Raw genomic sequence first — 18,906 nt, forward strand, 5'->3', positions numbered from 1 at the left:
ATAAAGGTGGTTAACACCCATAGCTACCGCACTGGGTTGTCGGGTCCCAGAGCACCATTGAATTTGTAAATGCATACTTATTAATTGAAAACATTGCATTTTTTGCTAATTTGCTCAATTGATAAGCAAAGCTTATTGTTTTTTTACCGCCAAAGGGTATGCCTCAGCATTTATTTGGTCAAGTAAAAAGCGCTTAATAATACCATTAAAGCTAGTTACTGACTATCACTGTGATAGTGTTAGGGAATAGTCCTAAGGGGAGTAGCAATACAATAAATTATTTTAAATTATCAGGTTATAATCCTATTCTTACGCCTTGTATGTGATTATATATTTAAGTTAAGTTATTCCTTGTATATCATTGCTTTTAGTGTGGGTTTAATAAAAACGAGATGCTTATATCTCCATATTTATCCTAATTTAGAGTAGTAATAGATTAATAAAATGCTTAATTGATTATATTAATTCACTTGGCTATCGGTAGAAATTATATGTGTAATATATTTTTGACTAGAATGACAATTTTTTTGGATAAAAAAACGGATTATGCCAAAACATAACCCGTTTTCGATTAAATATACTCAATGTGTGCCAATTACCACTTAAACGGCACGTTTACTGTAACGGCTGCACCTAAGTCATTGCGTGTTTCGTAATCAGTTTTAGATACCCAAACCTTCGCGTCAGTGCTGATGTCATAGTCAAAGTTATGCCACCAACCGAAATCAACACCTTTGATGGTTTCTGATTTAGGGAATAACTTGTTGCCATCAAAGTTAGATTTATTCACTTTCGCATACATGAGGCGGGTGCTAACACGGTTGTCATCATCGAGAGTGTATTCCACTTTGGTCGTGAGCATGCGCCCGTCACCGCCCATTGCGTGGCCTAGTGATGCACCTTGCTGATAGTAGCCTTCAGTATAGATAAAGTGGCGATACATGACGTTATCTTTATTCCACTCTGTATGGGTGTTCGCGCCTTCAATATACCAATTTAGTGGCTGGCCCCATAAGGTGTGGTAGCCTTCGATACCACCCATAAAGGCGTTTTTCGATGGGAAGAGGTTAGCCTCGTCTTCACCCACCATTTGGCCATAGAAACTGACGGGTAGGTCGATTAATGGGTAAAGTTTCAGTTTGAAGTCTAAACCGGCTAACTGGTTACCTGGGTCTTTGTTTTTGTCGCCTGTATTATCTTTCCCGCCCATGGCATCCCAGAAGGAATCCCAGTTATTAGGGCGGCCATCGCCTCCCCACATGACCACGCGTGAACCACCGAGTTCGAAGAAATCAGTTGGGTTCATGGTCATGCGCAGGCCAATCAGTTTAGTATTTTTGGGATCATACTGTTTGAATTGTGCAGCTGTTAACTGATATTGCCATGAACCAATCCAAGAAAGCCATGGTGTTTCAAATGGGCTTTGGTCTGCACGCTGAATTAAGAAACCGGTCATAGGGCGTGCGGCATCAGTTCGAATTAAGCTGCCGTCGTGGCCGGGGCCCCACCATTGTGGGATCTCACCAAAAGTTACCCACTGGTTCCAAATTTTTACACCACCGTATGAACCATTGAGGTTGTAATCAGAACCATTTTCAACACGTAAAGCACGTTCGCCATTCGCGGTGAGGTTTAAGTCTATATCGTCAGTACTGTAATTGCCTGAAACGGTATAGCGAATATCACTATATTCACTTTGAGCAAAGCCTTGTGGCATTGAGTTGTGGCTAGATGCAAGGTGAGTTTCTAGTTGAACACTGTTTTTCTTACGGTCAAGGTTCTTTTTAATGCGCTGAATAATGGCTTCTTGTTCGCTATTAGTAATATTTGCATTATTTAAAGAACGTGTGATTTCTTCTTGGGACAGTGGCCAAGTAGATAAGCTAATTTGAATAACGTTACGTTCAGAAAGCCAAGCAAGGTCACTGCGTAAGTTGTTATCTGGTAGAACTAATCCCCCTGCAATGCTTTGTGCACTGATGGTTCCGAGCACAGCAAGTATTGCTAGCTTAGTGAGCTTGAAATTTTTCATTGATAAATCCATTTGAAGTTGAGTTCGCCTAATACTGAACAGGTTAATAAATGAAAACCTATAAATAGAGTTAAAATATGATTATTATCCGCCACATTATAAGTATCTTAATTTGCATTGAGTTGGGCTTCTGTGCTTTCTATTAACTCAGCTATCACACTTTAACTAAGTAATAACAGAATATCAGATTAATATGTTAGGTATAGGAATTAGTAACATCTTAAGATGTAAAGCGATATGCTTTTTACTAGGCTAGTACGTTGCTAATTTCAAAAATTCTTTTCTATTATTCTTTTTTTTGCGTGTGAAAAATAGCAAAATAGAGTTTTATATTGGTTAGGTATTTGGGGATTGTTGTTTCTAGATGCAATATAGGACTATTCCCTATTAATAGGTATAAGTTAACTGAAAAAAATAAACCCCCATATTGAGAATGAAAATAAGGGGGTTTATTTGTATGAATAAAATTAATTTACCGGCCGTGTTCAGGTAGCCAGATTTGTAACCTTAAACCACCTAATGGGCTATCATCAGCCTTCACCCAACCTTTATGTTGTGTTATCGCGGTTTCAACAATTGCAAGACCTAAACCAGTCCCACCGGTCTCCCTGTCCCGAGCTTCATCCGTGCGGTAGAACGGGCGGAAAATGTGCTCACGGTCAGCAGGGCTAACACCAGGGCCATCATCATCGACAGTGATTAAAATACCGTTATTTTCTTCTTTGAAATCAACGGCAATATGCGTGTGCGAATAGCGTAGTGCGTTACGCACAATATTTTCAAAAGCACTCCCGACAGCAGAAGGGTTGCAATATAGCGGCCAAGGTCCGGGGTTAGAAGTGACCTCGAGGGTTTTGTTCATTTGTTCGGCTTCAAAGCTAGCGTCATCTAAGATATCGCCCCAAAGTTCATCGGCTTTGATATTTTCACGCAAGATCTCGTTTTTGTGCTGGCTACGAGATAGCACCAGCAAATCGTTAATCATGCTATCTAGGCGATGGGTCTCGGTTTCGATGCGTTCTAACTCTTTACTTTCCCCATGGCGACGGCGCAATAAGGCTGTTGCTAACTGCAAACGTGTCAATGGAGTTCGTAATTCATGAGAAATATCAGAGATTAAGCGTTGCTGTGCGCTAACCATACCATCAAGTGAGCTGATCATCTGGTTAAAGCTATTCCCAGCAGACAAGAACTCTTGTGGGCCGGCTTCTAGTTCTGGGTGTGGACGTAAATTTCCTTTCGCTACATCGTCCGCGGCCATTTTTAATTTACGAGCAGGGCGGGCGAGACTCCAAGATAACCATAATAATAACGGAGCACTGATCAGCATTGTGGCAATCAGTAATAAGAAAGGCCTATCAAACAATAAGTTAATAAAGTCAGATTGCGGGCTGCTTGCTGGGCGAACTAAATATAGCTGGTAGTGGTCTTCCCCATCGCGAATGGAGAATGGCCCGAGGATTTCAGCTCGTCCATATTTTTTCTTTTTCGGGTGATCTGCGTTATCGGACTGGCCAATAAAGTTACGTATCACCTGCATTTCACTTGGCATAGCACCAATCACACGGCCTTCACTGGTGACGATAATCAACCGTTGGCCGGGTGGTGCCCATTTTTTGATGGCGTTAGAAATTCGCCGCCACCAAAGAAGGTCATTGAGCGGAGCTTGTGCGAGTTCGGCTTCAATATGTTGTTCAAGCATCTCCCCTTGGCGTTGTTCACTCTCCATAAGGACGGTGATTTGCCGAGAGTCGAGCTTGGGAACCATCAGCACTAGCATTAATACTAGCGCGAGGGTAAACCAGAAGATCGCAAAGATCCTTGCGGTTAAGCTGTTGATCATGTGGCAGAAACCATTAAGTATCCGCGGCCACGTAGAGTTTTAAACCACGGCTGGCCATCAGTGCGCTCTGGCAGTTTGCGGCGTAAGTTTGAAATATGCATATCAATAGCACGGTCAAACGGTGTTAAGCGCTTCCCAAGTACTTCTTGGCTAAGGTGTTCACGAGAAACAACTTGGCCTAGGTGCTGTGCGAGCAGATATAACAACGTAAATTCGGTACCTGTTAAGTCCAAAATTTCATCATCAAAGCTGGCTTCTTGGCGGCCTGGGTTAAGTTGCAGTTTATCAACTTGTAAAACAGGGGTATTGCTATTGTCGCCTTGGGTTTGTTCGCTCCAGTTAGAGCGGCGTAATAAAGCACGAATACGCGCGACCAGTTCACGGTCATTGAACGGTTTAGGTAGATAGTCGTCTGCACCTAATTCTAGGCCCAGAACTTTATCTAGCTCACTACCGCGAGCCGTTAACATGATTACGGGGGTCTGATGGATTTGGCGCAGTTCTTTTAATGTCTCAATACCATTTTTTTTCGGCATCATGACATCAAGTAGTAACAGGTCAATGGATGAGTCAATTTGCTGTAATGCCTGTTCACCATCATAGGCGATGACAACATTGAAACCTTCCATTTCCAGCAGTTCTTTTAATAGCGACGTGAGTTCACGGTCGTCATCAACTAATAGGATTTTATGCATTTTTTAAGTCCTCCAACTGCCAAAATACGATAACAATCTGTACGATTCCATGACTTTACGTTCTTTTACATGCTCTGACGCTAGTTTGCAGCCACAGGTGTATATTTGTTCACATTGAATCACGAGCACAGTTCGGAGACAAGGTGTCAAATGCTGAGAACAACACATAGCAAAGTACATAATACAGTACATAAAACCGCAATGTTAGTTTTAGCTTCTGCGTTTGTGTTCGGGCCAGCGGTTGCTTTTGCAGAAGAGCCACAAAGTGCTGCAAATGAAAGTTCAACACCTTTGATGTTACAGATGCAGTCTGAGCCAACTACTACGCCGTCAGGCAATGCGGTTGTGCCCTTTCAACATCATGAATTATTTAGCAGTGAAGAACGTGCTAGTACCTTTATGTTTAATGGTATCACGTTAAATGAAAAACAGCGCCAGCAATTACGCGATTTAATGGCAACACAGCGCTATTATCATGTTGATAACATTGCTTTAGTTAAAGAACGTGAAGCGCTGCATAAATTAATTATAGCGGATAGCTTTGATGACAAAGCGGTTCGTGAAGAGCTTGAAAAGCGAATGCAAAAAGAACTGGAACAACGTGTTGAAATGGCTCGAATTCACCATGAATTGTACCAGTTGTTAACGCCAGAACAGAAAACAGAGCTTGAACACATTCACCAACAAGAAATGAATCAGCATAAAATGGCGGAATTTCAAGCGATGCAGTTTCAATAAGTTTAGTTGTTAGTACCTGTAGTAATGCAAGTTAGTTAATTTTATATCCTGAGTTCCATAGTAAGTAGTGAAGTAGCAATAAGTGAAGTTTTTCCTTGCCATAGACACCATCCCTGTCTTTATAGCCCCTTTTAGGGGCTTTTTTTTCAATGACTTACAAATCAAATCATTAAAAAACAACAAGTTATAACTTGTTAAATGATTATAAAAGTTCATAAAAGCTTTTAGAGGTGGACGGAATGTGGACGGTCGCCCACCTCAAGACAATTAAATTTTTATGTCATTTAACGGGTTGAGTTTTATTGCTAACTCTAAGTAATCTGGCGCTAAGTGAGCATATACCATTGTCTGATTAATGCTTGCATGACCAAGAATTTCTTTAAGAGCAACAATATTCCCACCATTCATAACAAAGTGACTAGCAAACGTATGCCGCAAAACGTGAGTAGCTTGACCCCTAGGGAGTTCAGGGAACAAATTTCGTAATGCAAGCCTGAAAGTCTCGTAATTTATGTCAAATAGCGGACCTGAATCTTTAGTCTTAATTTGTTCAGACAGTTTGTCAGATATCGGGATAATCCGCTTCTTGCCATTTTTTGTTTTCAAAAATGTTACTCTTCCATTCTGAACTTGCTCACTGTGTAATGCTGCACCCTCACCCCACCTTGCACCGGTACTTAAACAAAGGAGAGCGAAAAGCTTGTAATCACCAGTGAACTCATTTAGCAAAGAAATAATTTGTTCCTCACTAAGAAAAATAATTTCAGGAGTTTCCTCTTTTAATGGAGGTAATCCATTTAGTGGGTTTTTATAATCAAGCAATTCTAGGGTTTCAAGCGCAGAAAACATGCCAGATAAACGGTACATATCCCGATTTATTGTTGTCGCTTTGATACCACTCATCAGTCTATTCCCCCTGTGTTCAAGTAGGGTTTGTTTGCCTAGTTGATTCAGAGTGGGGTTTCCCAATAGCTTAATTGTTTTTCGTAACTGCATTCTTTCAATTTCGCCATTCTCTAATGTTTGTCCGTGGTATAACCACCATTTATCGAGAATAGCGTCTAGTCTCAATCGTCCTGATAGTGTTGCGTTTTCAGCATAATCTTGGGCGTTGACTATTGCATATCTTTCAAAAGTTAATGCCTCTGATTTGCGAGCAAAAATCCTTCTTAATCTAGCCCCTTTGCTTCCGTTAGGGCGAATGTCCACTTCGTATCGACCATCATTGAGCTTCTTAATTGCCATAAGTAAGCCCTCCGATGTAACTGACTGACTGTGACCAGCAGTAATCAGAATATAGATATAGAACGTCTAACCAGTTTTCTTTTCTGAGCGGGGTGAGGTTTCTTTCTCTTGCCCACAGTGTGCGAGAGCCGGTGCTATTTGACCCGCTTCTGGCGCTACTTTGTCATTCAGTAACCATAGCGTGTATTTTTCAAATCGTGGATGGTTGGTTATTTGAAGAATGGTATTTAAGGCAGGGTTGGAGTGTCCTCCTTCATAATTTTTTAATGTACTTAGTGGAAGTTGCAGTAGCTCGCAAAATTTAATTTGAGTTAATCCTTCGGCTTGCCTAATGGCTCTTATCTTCTGAGAAATATTCATTGACAGGTTCCAATGTCCAGACTATATTTCCCTCAATGGTTTTAAAATTAAAACCATTGAGGGCGTGAAAACCCCTCAAAACCAGAGATAAACAGTTTTAAAGGGTTTGATCTAACGAGGGTAGCAAATGAACAAAGAGCAAATCAATGTAAAATATCCGGTTAACGCTGTGCCTGTAGCTAAGTTTGCCGAGATGATTGGTAAAAGTAAGGGCGCGGTTGACTCCATGGTTAAAAGTGGAAAATTGCCAGTGATCGAATTTAGAGATCCAACAAAGCCGGAAAGTCGAGCTGGGGAGGTTTGGATTAGTATCACTGCTTTTAATAAAGGTATGGATGAGGCTCACTCAAATCGACCGAAAGAACAGCGTGATGCATGGCTTTTATGGTTGGGTTTGTAATATGGGAGTCATACAGGTTTCAACACATAGCTTTAAGTATCGTAACTTTCAAATAGTTATGTTACCGGCGAAGGCGCTGAATCCAGTAACTCGCTTTCATGTTCAACGTGATGATAATTCTTTCGGGTTATTTGATTCGATGTCTCAAGCAACTAATTACATCGACAGCCTTTACGGGGTTTGATTATGGGCAGCGCAGCAATGAAAGAAAAACATAATCACGGCGAAAAAGTAGATACAGCCAAAATTATTAGCTTTCAATCAAGCTTGTCTAGCGCTCATTGCAAAAAAAGAAAATCATATGACAGATACTTTAATGATGGGGGAACGATAGAAGAACGCACTGCGGCACTAAATAGAGCTGCGGAAATGAAAACAGAATTATTAAAATGTCGTAAAGAAGAGCCGAATAATCAACAGCTATCAGGTTTCATTGATTATTTAAGAGAACAAGACGAAAGAATATTAAATATGATTTTTCATCTTGCGAAATTAAGTGAAAAAAGAGAAATGAAATTTGATGATTTAAATGTTGCCGAGCAAAAGCAACTTATTACAGCACTCAATCAAATAAAGGCATTAAATGCATTAATTCCGAATCAAATAGCAATGCCAATCTAATTTAATTAACCAATAAAAATAATGACATTAATTTGTCAGGACTTTTTACAACCTGAATATAGGTAATGAATATGAAGAAATTTCCTGATCCAGTGTTTACCCCAGTTGCAGAAAACATCAAAGCCAACCGAGAAGATGAGCGAAAAACGCTTGTTGACGGCTTTGCTGCTCGCCAGCGTTCTTTAGCTTACAAAGTGTTAAAAGAAAAAATGACCCATGTTGAAATTTTTCATTTGCTGATGGGTGACGCTGAGCATTTAGAAAATCAAGCTGCGGAGCTGAATCATGTCTAAAGAGATTGACCGCGCAAGTGAGCACGAAATGTTGATGCGAGAGCAGCAAATTAAAGCAGTTACAAGCCGTGTTGTTAGTGCTTCTGCTTTTGAGTGTGAAGATTGCGATAAACCAATTCCTGAACAGCGTCGCATAGCCTCAATGGGCTGTACTCGTTGCGTTGATTGCCAAGCGATTTTTGAGCTTAAAAGCAAACATTATCGGAGCGTGTGACGGTGAAAAGAAGACATGAGCTTAAGCTTGCACCTCGTTACTTTCGATTGGTTCAAGATGGTTTGAAAACAGCAGAATTTCGCCGTGCTGATAGAGATTTTCAGGTGGGTGACGAGCTGTTTTTACGTGAATTCAATTCAATCAATAAACCATATGCCAGTTACACGGGTAATGCTATTTCATGCTTAATTACTGACATCACAAAGATTAACGATGTTTATCCTGAACTAAAGCCATTACCTGAATTTGTGATGATTTCTTTTTCAATTATTCGAATTGAGGATAATTTTCGTGGCTAAATCTAATAAAACTACCCTCAAGTGGGCTGGTTCTAAAGTTGGCATTATGGAGCAGCTACGCCATCATTTGCCTAAAGCAAGCCGCTTGGTTGAGCCATTTGCTGGCTCATGCGCAGTAATGATGAATACTGATTATGCGGAGTATTTAATTGCTGATGTTAATCCCGATTTAATTAATTTTTATGAAGCACTAGCATTTGTACCAGATGGAGTCATATTTGAAGCCTCAACTTTTTTTAAGCAAAATAATAATGATATCGATTATTATCGGCTTAGAAATGAGTTTAATAGCCCAAAATCAAGCATGTCTCAGGTTAGACAAGCTAGTTTATTTTTGTATTTAAATAGGCATTGTTTTAATGGGTTATGCCGTTATAACCAACAAGGCAAATTCAATGTTCCTTTTGGTAACTACAAGGCACCTTATTTCCCTAAAAATGAAATTGATAGTTTCTGTAATAAAGCCTATCTCACCAAAACTAGAATATTGAATCTTGAATGGCAAGATACATTATCACTCGTTGATTTTGGTGATGGTGTTTATTGCGATCCACCTTATATGGGGGATAGTTTCACTCGTTATCATACTGCCGGTTTTTCTGATGCAGACCAAGAAGCGTTGGCTGTTGCATTAAAAGATATTAATGACAGTCAAGGTAATCCTATTACCGTATCTAATTCTCTTGCAGCAAAAGAGCTGTATCTTGATCTTGGCTTTACTGTCCATGAGATAGAAGCACCGAGAAAAATTTCAGCGAACGGAAATCGTAAATCGGCAACTGAAATTATCGCAGTTTTGGCAGGGGTTGAGTCATGATGCTTGACCCTAAAGATGGCGTATACATTAGCGGTACTCGCTTTGCGATTCAGCGCCATGTCGATGATTCTAAAAATGTTCAGTGGCGCTTACTGCAAATCAATAATAAAACTCGTTGTTATGAGTTGGTCTGTTGTAGCTCTGATCCGTGGTTTATTGCGATTGAGCTGACCTCATATCATGTCATGAGAGTAAAAGGGAAAGGCATCAAGACACTGGATGTTTACCGCCAGACTGTTGATGTCATTTCTCGTCGTTGTGAAACAGCCATTAATTTATTAAGACCAGAAACATTGGGCGGGGCGCTTAATGTCTAAGGTATTGGATTTCACGCAACAGGGATTAACTTATTCCGCTGATATGGATTTTCCGTATTCGTGGAATAAGCCCAAAGAAAATAATTATTACAAAGCTGATATAGATGCTTTGGGAAAATCTCTATCGCATGAACAATTAATTCATGCGCAAGCGATTTTAGGTGAAGTAGAAACTTTACCGCGCATCTTGCGTTACCGTATTCAAAAGCACTATGAGAACCTTATTAAAGAGTCAGGGCAATATAAAGCGTATGAGTATTTGCGTTCTGACTTTTACAAAAAAATCTACCCTCGCATTACAGCTGTTAATTCACGCTATGAGTTAGATACAAAAGCGCTATTGACGCTATCCACTCGTTTTACACCTGAAATTAGCCAGTTTAACCGACTGTTTGATCTGTATGACAAGCCAATTAAAAAACTGGCAGAACATATTTCCAGTGGTTTTTTTAGTCTCTATGAAATCTATTGCGATAAGTTGACTGAGGAAAATGGCGGTGATCGTGAGGTTATCTATGAAGATGCATCACAAACGCTGATTTATGGGCGTTTAGCTGAGCTTTCCAATGGTTTACATGTGTGTCCTTTTCACTATCAAAGCTATTTGAAAGTTTTGAAAAATAGAAAGCGCAGGAAAGGGAAGCAAAACTTAACCACGCGCCAAGTAATTGCGGCTGTACAACGCTTAGTTGACGCAGACTTTTGGCATAGAAAGCTGAAAGCTCACCGTACCCAATGGATTGAGGCGATCATGATTGCGAATATGGACGTGTGTGTAAATCGCCAGCCTTATGCTAGTAAGCAAGCTATTCGCGAGGTACAAGCTCAGCGTTTATCTAATATGCAATATCTGCAAGGTATGGATATTCAAGATGTTGAAACGGGCGAGCGGTTTGATCTGTTTGAGAAAGTCATGGCGAGTATTTCGAACCCTGAAATACGTCGCATGGAGTTAATGGCTCAGATGGCGGGCATTGAACGCGTAGCGAAAGAGCGTGGCGATATCGGCATGTTTATTACATTAACTTGCCCGTCCAAATACCATCCGACAAAGCAGCGCAAAGAAAAAAACAAGGAAACCGGTAAAGATGATTTTTACGCGGTGCTCAATCACAAGTGGAAAGATGAGGCTTTTACGCCAAAGGACGGGCAGCGCTATTTAGTCAAAGTTTGGTCACGTATTCGCTCAGCGTTCAATGATAAAAATATCAATATTTACGGTGTCCGTGTTGTCGAGCCACATCATGACGGGACACCGCATTGGCACATGTTGCTATTTGTTGATAAAGCGAAACGCGCGGAAGCGATTGATGTTATGCGCAAGCGAGCTTTGAAAGAGGACGGGAACGAAGCAGGGGCACAAAAATTCCGATTCGAATGTAAGCATATGAACCGCGGTGGAGCTGTTGGATATATTGCGAAGTATATCGCTAAAAATATCGACGGTTACGCCCTTGACGGTGAAATTGATCATGAAACCGGCAAGGACTTAAAAAGCATGGCTGCGGCGGTAACTGCGTGGGCTTCAACATGGCGTATCCCCCAATTCAAATTCTACAAACTCCCATCCAAAGGTGCGTATCGCGAGTGTCGTCGATTGCGCGGAGTTTCTATTGCTGACAGCCTTGGTGATATCGCGGAGCGTGTTCGCGCGGCGGCTGATGACGGTGACTTTTTTGAGTATGTCATGTCACAAGGTGGTCCATGCATTCCACGCAAATTAGAAACGATCCGCGTAGCTCGTGAGACTAATGACGTGAACGTCTACGGGGAAGAGGTTCAGAAAGTAGTTGGTATCTACAACCAATTAAAATCCGGTGCGCCAATCATTAAAACCCGCGAAAGAAAGTATGAAATCGTCAAGAAAAGCGCGGTTGACCTTGACCTTAATCTTTTAAGAAGCGACAGCGGAGCGACTCGGAGTCCTGTCAATAACTGTAGATCGCGGATCACATCCAATCTATCAGATGTGCAATTTTACGAGCCTGAGCACGGCTCAGGTGAAGTATGCAACATCAAGGAATACGGTTTTGCATTTATAGAAACAAACGCACAGAACGCAGCAGAGAGCGAGATATCGCATGAAAATCAACAAAGACAGATTTCAAACATTGAATTAAGTGAGAGTGATAAAGGAACTCAGTCGGAAATAGTCACTTTTGCTAATGAAGTCGGCATTCATTTCGATATTCCACAAATTGAAACCATGTTCATTAACGGTTTAGGTGTAAGTAATGGACTGTATTTTATAAAAGTTGACGGAGGGCGATTGAGATTGAGTTTAAGCAGAGATGGAAAAGAACAGAAACAGAGAGAGTTGAAGGCACAAAAAAAGGCAATTAATGAAAAATATAAGCAACGCTATTTCACTGCAATAGAGAAAATTAATAAAATGATAAATCAGAAACTAACTAAATAAAAACTCACAACATGTTTACATTATGATATCTGTTGGTATTTATATTTACTGTAAGAATCATAAAATCATTAAATTAATTTATGATAGATAACAAAATAACATATATTCTAATTATCAATAAGTTAGTTTAATTTATCTCTATAGTGATATATATCTAAATTATTAGTAACAGTGCATAAAAAGGTTGACTAATGCTTTTTTTTTTATTAAGTTTACCAGACTTTTATTTTAAAAATAATTTTTTCATCCTTAAGTCAAATAACTCTAAGTAACTGTTAACTAATCACTTTGGATTATAAAAAATGGTATAATATACTTAATGAATATATGTAGTATGTAATAATCCGACTATACCACTATATATAGTATGTATAAATAATCAGGTGTATTTATTAGTGAAATAGCTAGAATAGCGCACATAAGTGCGCTATTTGCTTTGGAGCTAATCTAATGACCGAGAAAAATTTGTTAATAGATACAAATATTGTAACGGAAAGTGATGTAGAACAGCATGATGTATATACCCTTCTAACTAAGGCCCCACCTGATGGACTAGGTTTAAAAACAGAAGATATACTTACTAAACATAATGTAAGGGGGATGCTGATAAAAAAAAGAGCTAATAAAAAAAATCACTACCCTGATTATGTAATTGGAATCAATGGGTTACCAGTTGTAGTAATTGAGGTTAAAAAACCAAATGAAGATCTTCAGGAGGCATTTAGTGAGGCTAGGCTTTATGCATCAGAAATTAATGCTCAGTACCCAAATAATATAAATCCTCTCACTAAATTAGTAGCTACTGATGGGAATACATGGTTACTGGGTTACTGGGATTCAGATAATATTGAGGTTGAAGTAACTGAATCTAGCTCATTTAGTGAAAATTTCGCACAACTGATTGATTTTTTAAAACGCTCGTCGTTATTAAAAGATGTTGAAATCATTAATAAAAAATTATTTCCACAGGTTTATTTTCGACCATTAAGGTATGTTGGTGGAGAGCGAATCCAAAATGAAGAAATTGGTTTTAATTCATTTGGTGATAAATTAATATCTCAATATAGACATATTTTTAATCCAAATAGTGTTGAAGATAGAAAGTTTATTGCAATTAATGGTTATATATCTTCAACTAAAAATAAAAGGTATTTTGACCCAATTAATAATGTAATAAATAACCGCGTTATAGATTACTCTTTAGATGGAACAGTAATTAATGATTTAAAAAACCCTCACGAATTAGTGAATGGTTTAAAAAAGAGAAGAGAGTTAGAAGGTAAAATAATTCTTCTCATAGGTAGTGTTGGTTCAGGTAAAACAACGTTTATAGACCATTTAATAGAAAAAGTCATACCAGAGGACATAAAAAAAGAAACTTTATGGGTTAGAATTAATATGAATAACTCACCCGTAAATAAAGATGAGATATATGACTGGGTTAGAGAAAGAATAATTAATGAACTAAAAAATCTTCATTCAGAAATAGACTTTGAAAGTCTAGATATAATGAGAAGAATTTATTCAGTAGAAATAAACAGCTTTAATAAGGGGTTAGGTGCATTACTGAGTGATGAAAATGAGAGAAATAGGGAACTATTTAATATAATTAAAGAAAATGAATCAAATCTAAATAAAAAAACATCATGTTACACGAGGTATTTGGGTTCTGAGAGAAGTAAATTAATAATAGTTGTATTAGATAATTGTGACAAACGGACTAGAGATGAACAGTTATTAATGTTCGAAGTAGCACAATGGTTACAAAATGAATTTAGAGTATTAATCATGCTGCCACTACGTGATGAAACATATGACAATCATAGGAATCGACCACCTCTAGATACAGCAATCAAAGATATGGTGTTTAAAATTGAACCACCAATGTTCCAAGAGGTTTTATTATCACGAGTACAGTTAATACTAAACAAAATGGGCGCTAAATCTAATAATAAAATTCAGTATGACCTAGGTAACGGTATATCTGTTGAGTGTGGCCGAGATGAGGAATCAATATATTTAACATCTATAGTTAGAGCAATTTTTATTTATGATAAAGAAATAAGACGTATTATTGTTGGGCTTGCTGGAAAAAATATCAGAAGAGCTTTAGAAATATTTATGGAATTTTGCACTAGTGGCCATATAACCAGTGGCGAAATTTTAAAAATAAGGCAACAAAAAGGAAGTTATTCTTTACCTTTATATATAATAACTAGGGTTCTCCTTCGCATGAATAAAAGATTTTACAAAAGTGATACCTCATATTTGAAAAATCTATTTGCAATAACAACAAGTGATACAACTCCTAATTATTTTACTCGATATATTATTCTTAAATGGTTTCATGATAAATACTCATCCGTAGGTACATCAGGATATAGAGGTTATTTTTCTGTTAGAGATTTAACGGAAAGCATAGCTAAATATGGTATATCCGAAGATGTAATATTTAGAGAAGTTAATTATCTAATAAAGGGCTTCTGTTTAGAATCAGAGCGCTTTACAACAGATATTGTTGATGAGAATGATTTATTAAAAATAACATCGACAGGATTCGTTCATTTAGACATGGTATCAAATATTAATTACCTTGCTGCTATTTCTGAAGATACTGATTATGACTCAGACGCCGTCGCAAAAGAAATTGCTAGTGCCATGGGGGAAAAAGGAAGTCTTTATGATAAGGAAATCGTAGCTAAAAATGCAAAGTTGATAATGGATTATTTATCGGAATGGCAAGATAAGCATGATTCTTTAGCTAGCCATATTTTAAGTGATAACGAGTTCTCTGTATTATCTGATTTTAATGCATCTAAAGAGTATGTTGAACGCTTTAATGAAAGTTTAAAAGATCCACTATGGACTGAGTTTGAATCAAAAAATCATGTTGGTGATACTATAAAAGGTATAATTAAAAGTGTTCATGATAAATATGGTATTTTTGTCAAACTATCAGAACAAGGCGACATAACTGGGTTAATCTATAAAGCTAAATGTCCTGAAGATTACATGAGAAAATATAGGAAAAACCAAGAAATAACAGTAAGAATCGATAATGATATTGATTCCGTAGGCAAAAGAGTATCTTTAAGCATTGTTGAAATAAATTAAAGTGGATGTCGCCATAACATAACAAGCATATATTTTTTTAATGTGGAACTATGACATAAAACTATGTGAATACAATGTTTGATATGGCGCCTCTCTTACATATTCAGGTACTTTTGCAATTTCCCGCCCAAATCCGCAAGATCAAAAAAGGATCGTTATCTGTGCGAAGCGCCACCACTGGCGCGGTTCAGACGATCTCTTGCGGGTGCATAAAAACCGACCTATTTAGTGGGCAGGCGTGGCGGGGCTACGATTGCGCGGCGATATGTTTATTGTTAGTAATCAGTCCGCAAATTCTCCGAGCCATAGCGGCGTTAAATTCAAATTTCTATAGCTAGATAGCAATTATTTTAGGTCGTCTCAGAATGGATTACAGGGCGGATAAGCGTTGATTTGGTGGGGGTTAAATTCAGGGGATTAGTCTTGGTGTTGTGGTTTTGATATAATAGAGTGGGGTTATATTATTATTTAAACCATCGAGATCACCTACCTGTGGGCGAAAAAATACCGCCACTGAGGGCGGTATCTTGATTAGCTTACGAGCGTTTGTTCTAGTCGTTGTTATCTAAATCCAATGAGTATTTATCAAACTTAACAATCTCAGCACCAAACCAATCATTAAGCTGCATCATCTTACTTTGTAGTGGGATAAGTTCATTACGAACAAACACCTTCGCGGCTTTTTCCACATCACCAAAGCCGCCTACGTTTTCAGGAATGATCCCCATGATTTGAGGGGGGACACGGTGCGCCGCTAACATATCATCACGACTCACATTCTTGATATTCAGAAACTCATCTTTTGCTGCTGCTTCAGACAAAGGGATAGTTTGAATACCGTCTTTCTTTCCCCCTGGTGCATACAAAAATAAATTACGGAAATTCCCTGGTCCTTTGCTGCTTTTGAGTGCTTCACGAATTTTATCAACATCATCGGTTTTCTGTGCTGCATCACTGATATACAAGATATAACCTGCGTGTGAACCATTCAGATAATATTTACGGCGAAACAGTGTTGATGCTTCATTGAGTAGCACGGATGGAATAGCGGCTAAGTATTCAGGCAGCCCGTAGATTTCTTGGTTAATATCAGGCTCAATTAGGTGATGCACTTTGCCAGTTTCAAATTCATAAGGCTTAGTATCATACCCATGTTGTACAAACCAGTAGGTTTCTAAGTCTGCGCCTCGGCGTGTGAACTTAGCGGGGGAGTGTTTAAATGTTAACGCTTGCCCAAGTCGATTTTCTCGTAATTCTAAATAGCCATTGCCAAAGAGTAAAAAATCTAATCCCCAGCTATCAAAGGTTTGGCGGCTGAGATATTTATTAGGAATGAACGTGCTTGTGAGAATGTTACGTTTCACATAGATGGCACTACTATGGTGAGGTGCTGCACGGAACGTCCGAGCCAGCCCATGAAAGCTAATCGGTGGCTCATAATAATTATCAATCTGCACACATTCCAAATAATCAAAAATTTCGCGCTTGTCTAACACCGGTATTGGGTCACCAAACGTGAACGCTTCCATTGATGCGTCATTGGTTGTCTGCGCCATATTTTGTGAATGACGTTTTTTATTTTTACGGCTCATTAAAATACCTCGACAATATTGTGATGGTTGCTGTTTTCACCGGTGATTGGTTCGTTATACAGAGCATGCATAGTTGCCCACGCTAAATCGGCATGGCTGGCTTCTTCACTGCGATCTGCTTCATAAGTGGGGCGGTTGCCACTCGCGGTGGTTGCACGGCGAATCGCCATAAATGATTGAGTGATATCATTGCAACCGGCGTCATACTCAAGGCGGTCATGACTAATCACGTCATACGCTTTGAGGACAAGGGCATTTTTTAAGGCAGGGTTATAAATAAATTCTTTCGCTGCGGGGAAAAATTCACGCACGTTTTGTAGGACTCCATGACCAATACCCGTAGAGTCGATACCGATGTATTGCACGTTGTAGCGTTCAGTTAGCTCTTTGATTGCATCGGATTGAGCGCGAAAATCCATGCCACGCCATTGATGGTGTTCAAGTATGCGAAATTTATCACCTTTGCGCATTGGCGGAGCGATAACCACACAGCCGGCGCTATCCCCATTTTGGGTGCCTTTGGCGGGGTCGTAGCCAATCCAAACGGGGTGATAAGCATAAGGGCGTATCATCAATGGCTGCACGTCGTCCCAAATTTCCCAACTGTCCACCATGCATTTTTGCATTAGCTGCAAGTTGAAAATGGACGCGATATCATCGACAAATTCACACATCAGCAAGTTTTCGAATTCATCGGGGCTGTACTCTAAATGCAGCTGGTCAATATCGAATAAGTTACAGCCGCCGCGCATGGCATCTTCAATGGTGACGATCTGCCGCCACTGACCATCCCCGCACATCATGCCATTCACGAGTGCTTGATGATTGATATCAATCTCAACATGGTCCGCTTTACGACGACCACGGTTAAATAGTTTTCCTGACCAGAACGGATAAGCGCTATGCGTTAATGCGGATGGGGTTGAAAAGTAGGTTTGACGCCACTTCTTATGCATTGCCATACCGGATGCGACTTTGCGCAACTCTTGAAATTTCGGTATCCAAAAATATTCATCAAGGTACAAATTGCCATGATAGCTTTGTGCTGTTCGCGCATTAGTGCCGAGAAAATACAGGGTGGCACCATTGGGTAAAACAATGGGGTCGCCTTTTAAGTCAACATCGACTTCTCGCGCCATATCAATGATATAACCTTTGAATACATGTGCCTGAGCTTTACTTGCAGATAAGAATATTTGATTTCGCCCAGTCGTGAGGGCATCCATAAAGGCTTCACGGGCAAAGAAGTAAGTCGCCCCAATTTGGCGTGATTTTAGGATGTTGCGAATGCGGTGTTTATGCCCTGCGCCGTACCAAACTTTCTGATACTCAAACATATTTTCACGAAAGATTTCTTCCAGTTTTTCAAGCTGTTCTTCGCTAAATAAATTCTTTTCAGGGGCACGGCGCTCGCCTTTATTGCGATTGGCAAGTTTGGGGTTTAAATCAACTTCATTACCGCCATTTTGGTATTTATGAATTTTGGCATGACGCTCAACTTGACGATAAAGCAGGTCGATTTCTTTAAAATCTTTACCCTCTTTATTTTCTTTGCTGAGTAGAGTACAAAGTCGCATTTCAAGCGTCATTTCTACGCGTTCAACGGGGGTGATCTCATCCCATTTATCACGTCGCTTCCAGCTGTGAATTGTGGCGGATTTTTCGTTGAGTGCTTCGGCAATACGCGCAATCCTGTACCCTTTGAAGTACAGGTGCATGGCTCTTTTTCGTGGGTCAAAATCGTGTAATGTATTCATGCCGCCAGATTAATGACTCACACGAATTATCGCCTTGCCTCCGCATTGTGCCATTTCCCACACAATGGCAAATCATTGTTTCTTATCCCCCATCCCTGAAAACATAGGCTCATCTTTTTTACGATCATATACACACTCAATTGCCGGAGC

At 39.4% G+C, this 18,906-nt stretch carries 17 protein-coding genes; 10 read left to right on the forward strand and 7 right to left on the reverse strand.

All coding sequences use genetic code 11. The features are described 5' to 3' along the window. Nucleotides 1-595 precede the first annotated feature (595 nt). The 3 genes from M1F25_RS01005 to cpxR all read right to left on the reverse strand — a co-directional run bounded on the left by M1F25_RS01005 (nucleotide 596) and on the right by cpxR (nucleotide 4,570). Nucleotides 596-2,032: a capsule assembly Wzi family protein gene (locus M1F25_RS01005; protein ID WP_140172993.1), complete on the reverse strand. Its 1,437-nt coding sequence runs from the start codon at nucleotides 2,030-2,032 to the stop codon at nucleotides 596-598. Nucleotides 2,033-2,504: 472 nt separating this feature from the next. Further along, the gene (gene cpxA / locus M1F25_RS01010) at nucleotides 2,505-3,875 is read right to left on the reverse strand and encodes an envelope stress sensor histidine kinase CpxA (protein ID WP_181489054.1); all 1,371 of its coding nucleotides are present in this window, start codon (nucleotides 3,873-3,875) and stop codon (nucleotides 2,505-2,507) included. Next, nucleotides 3,872-4,570, reverse strand: coding sequence for an envelope stress response regulator transcription factor CpxR (cpxR, locus tag M1F25_RS01015; RefSeq protein WP_004265224.1), 699 nt, complete (start codon nucleotides 4,568-4,570; stop codon nucleotides 3,872-3,874). Before cpxR ends, cpxA begins: the two co-directional genes overlap by 4 nt. 150 nt (nucleotides 4,571-4,720) lie before the next feature. Between cpxR and M1F25_RS01020 the strand changes: the two genes are divergently transcribed. After that, complete coding sequence (locus M1F25_RS01020) at nucleotides 4,721-5,308, forward strand: Spy/CpxP family protein refolding chaperone (RefSeq protein WP_181489056.1); 588 nt, start codon at nucleotides 4,721-4,723, stop codon at nucleotides 5,306-5,308. Between the two features lie 267 nt (nucleotides 5,309-5,575). Here M1F25_RS01020 and M1F25_RS01025 read toward each other — a convergent pair whose 3' ends face one another. Both M1F25_RS01025 and M1F25_RS01030 read right to left on the reverse strand, forming a co-directional pair. After that, nucleotides 5,576-6,553 (reverse strand): tyrosine-type recombinase/integrase, encoded by a 978-nt coding sequence (locus M1F25_RS01025; RefSeq protein ID WP_006816218.1) that lies wholly within the window; start codon nucleotides 6,551-6,553, stop codon nucleotides 5,576-5,578. 66 nt (nucleotides 6,554-6,619) lie between these two features. Further along, the gene (locus M1F25_RS01030) at nucleotides 6,620-6,913 is read right to left on the reverse strand and encodes a helix-turn-helix domain-containing protein (protein WP_006816219.1); all 294 of its coding nucleotides are present in this window, start codon (nucleotides 6,911-6,913) and stop codon (nucleotides 6,620-6,622) included. A gap of 127 nt (nucleotides 6,914-7,040) precedes the next feature. Here M1F25_RS01030 and M1F25_RS01035 point away from each other — a divergent pair, with 127 nt between their 5' ends. The 9 genes from M1F25_RS01035 to M1F25_RS01075 all read left to right on the forward strand — a co-directional run bounded on the left by M1F25_RS01035 (nucleotide 7,041) and on the right by M1F25_RS01075 (nucleotide 15,407). Beyond that, nucleotides 7,041-7,313, forward strand: coding sequence for a Cox family DNA-binding protein (locus tag M1F25_RS01035; protein ID WP_006816220.1), 273 nt, complete (start codon nucleotides 7,041-7,043; stop codon nucleotides 7,311-7,313). 186 nt (nucleotides 7,314-7,499) lie between these two features. Then, complete coding sequence (locus M1F25_RS01040) at nucleotides 7,500-7,934, forward strand: DUF5347 family protein (protein WP_006816222.1); 435 nt, start codon at nucleotides 7,500-7,502, stop codon at nucleotides 7,932-7,934. Nucleotides 7,935-8,005: 71 nt separating this feature from the next. Then, complete coding sequence (locus tag M1F25_RS01045; protein WP_232368709.1) at nucleotides 8,006-8,227, forward strand: DUF2732 family protein; 222 nt, start codon at nucleotides 8,006-8,008, stop codon at nucleotides 8,225-8,227. After that, nucleotides 8,220-8,441, forward strand: a complete 222-nt coding sequence (locus M1F25_RS01050; protein WP_006816224.1) for a TraR/DksA family transcriptional regulator — start codon at nucleotides 8,220-8,222, stop codon at nucleotides 8,439-8,441. The genes M1F25_RS01045 and M1F25_RS01050 overlap by 8 nt, the downstream gene beginning before the upstream one ends. A gap of 2 nt (nucleotides 8,442-8,443) precedes the next feature. Next, entirely contained in the window at nucleotides 8,444-8,740 is a 297-nt protein-coding gene (locus tag M1F25_RS01055; RefSeq protein WP_039855885.1) for a DUF3850 domain-containing protein, read from the forward strand. Beyond that, nucleotides 8,733-9,557 carry a DNA adenine methylase gene (locus M1F25_RS01060; RefSeq protein WP_181489061.1) on the forward strand — a complete coding sequence of 275 codons (825 nt, stop codon included), beginning with the start codon at nucleotides 8,733-8,735 and terminating at the stop codon, nucleotides 9,555-9,557. The genes M1F25_RS01055 and M1F25_RS01060 overlap by 8 nt, the downstream gene beginning before the upstream one ends. Then, nucleotides 9,554-9,874 carry a DUF5405 family protein gene (locus M1F25_RS01065; RefSeq protein ID WP_006816227.1) on the forward strand — a complete coding sequence of 107 codons (321 nt, stop codon included), beginning with the start codon at nucleotides 9,554-9,556 and terminating at the stop codon, nucleotides 9,872-9,874. Before M1F25_RS01060 ends, M1F25_RS01065 begins: the two co-directional genes overlap by 4 nt. Beyond that, nucleotides 9,867-12,293, forward strand: coding sequence for a replication endonuclease (locus tag M1F25_RS01070; protein WP_181489063.1), 2,427 nt, complete (start codon nucleotides 9,867-9,869; stop codon nucleotides 12,291-12,293). Before M1F25_RS01065 ends, M1F25_RS01070 begins: the two co-directional genes overlap by 8 nt. Before the next feature lie 450 nt (nucleotides 12,294-12,743). Further along, nucleotides 12,744-15,407 carry a type I restriction enzyme HsdR N-terminal domain-containing protein gene (locus tag M1F25_RS01075; RefSeq protein WP_115168176.1) on the forward strand — a complete coding sequence of 888 codons (2,664 nt, stop codon included), beginning with the start codon at nucleotides 12,744-12,746 and terminating at the stop codon, nucleotides 15,405-15,407. A 551-nt stretch (nucleotides 15,408-15,958) separates the two neighbouring features. Here M1F25_RS01075 and M1F25_RS01080 read toward each other — a convergent pair. Then, nucleotides 15,959-16,999, reverse strand: coding sequence for a phage portal protein (locus tag M1F25_RS01080; RefSeq protein WP_181489065.1), 1,041 nt, complete (start codon nucleotides 16,997-16,999; stop codon nucleotides 15,959-15,961). Then, a complete protein-coding gene (locus M1F25_RS01085; RefSeq protein WP_119246366.1) occupies nucleotides 16,999-18,756 on the reverse strand; it encodes a terminase ATPase subunit family protein in 1,758 nt (585 codons plus the stop codon). Before M1F25_RS01085 ends, M1F25_RS01080 begins: the two co-directional genes overlap by 1 nt. Nucleotides 18,757-18,906 lie beyond the last annotated feature (150 nt).

Source organism: Providencia sp. PROV109 (assembly GCF_033681625.1).
Classification (GTDB): Bacteria; Pseudomonadota; Gammaproteobacteria; order Enterobacterales; family Enterobacteriaceae; genus Providencia; species Providencia hangzhouensis.

Excerpts from the sequence above, each read along its gene's own strand:
- cpxA (WP_181489054.1), bottom strand. The coding sequence starts at position 3,875 with ATGATCAACAGCTTAACCGCAAGGATCTTTGCGATCTTCTGGTTTACC.
- M1F25_RS01085 (WP_119246366.1), bottom strand. The coding sequence starts at position 18,756 with ATGAATACATTACACGATTTTGACCCACGAAAAAGAGCCATGCACCTG.
- M1F25_RS01035 (WP_006816220.1), top strand. The coding sequence starts at position 7,041 with ATGAACAAAGAGCAAATCAATGTAAAATATCCGGTTAACGCTGTGCCT.
- M1F25_RS01005 (WP_140172993.1), bottom strand. The coding sequence starts at position 2,032 with ATGAAAAATTTCAAGCTCACTAAGCTAGCAATACTTGCTGTGCTCGGA.
- M1F25_RS01070 (WP_181489063.1), top strand. The coding sequence starts at position 9,867 with ATGTCTAAGGTATTGGATTTCACGCAACAGGGATTAACTTATTCCGCT.
- M1F25_RS01025 (WP_006816218.1), bottom strand. The coding sequence starts at position 6,553 with ATGGCAATTAAGAAGCTCAATGATGGTCGATACGAAGTGGACATTCGC.
- cpxR (WP_004265224.1), bottom strand. The coding sequence starts at position 4,570 with ATGCATAAAATCCTATTAGTTGATGACGACCGTGAACTCACGTCGCTA.
- M1F25_RS01080 (WP_181489065.1), bottom strand. The coding sequence starts at position 16,999 with ATGAGCCGTAAAAATAAAAAACGTCATTCACAAAATATGGCGCAGACA.
- M1F25_RS01050 (WP_006816224.1), top strand. The coding sequence starts at position 8,220 with ATGTCTAAAGAGATTGACCGCGCAAGTGAGCACGAAATGTTGATGCGA.
- M1F25_RS01045 (WP_232368709.1), top strand. The coding sequence starts at position 8,006 with ATGAAGAAATTTCCTGATCCAGTGTTTACCCCAGTTGCAGAAAACATC.
- M1F25_RS01020 (WP_181489056.1), top strand. The coding sequence starts at position 4,721 with ATGCTGAGAACAACACATAGCAAAGTACATAATACAGTACATAAAACC.
- M1F25_RS01030 (WP_006816219.1), bottom strand. The coding sequence starts at position 6,913 with ATGAATATTTCTCAGAAGATAAGAGCCATTAGGCAAGCCGAAGGATTA.
- M1F25_RS01075 (WP_115168176.1), top strand. The coding sequence starts at position 12,744 with ATGACCGAGAAAAATTTGTTAATAGATACAAATATTGTAACGGAAAGT.
- M1F25_RS01065 (WP_006816227.1), top strand. The coding sequence starts at position 9,554 with ATGATGCTTGACCCTAAAGATGGCGTATACATTAGCGGTACTCGCTTT.
- M1F25_RS01040 (WP_006816222.1), top strand. The coding sequence starts at position 7,500 with ATGGGCAGCGCAGCAATGAAAGAAAAACATAATCACGGCGAAAAAGTA.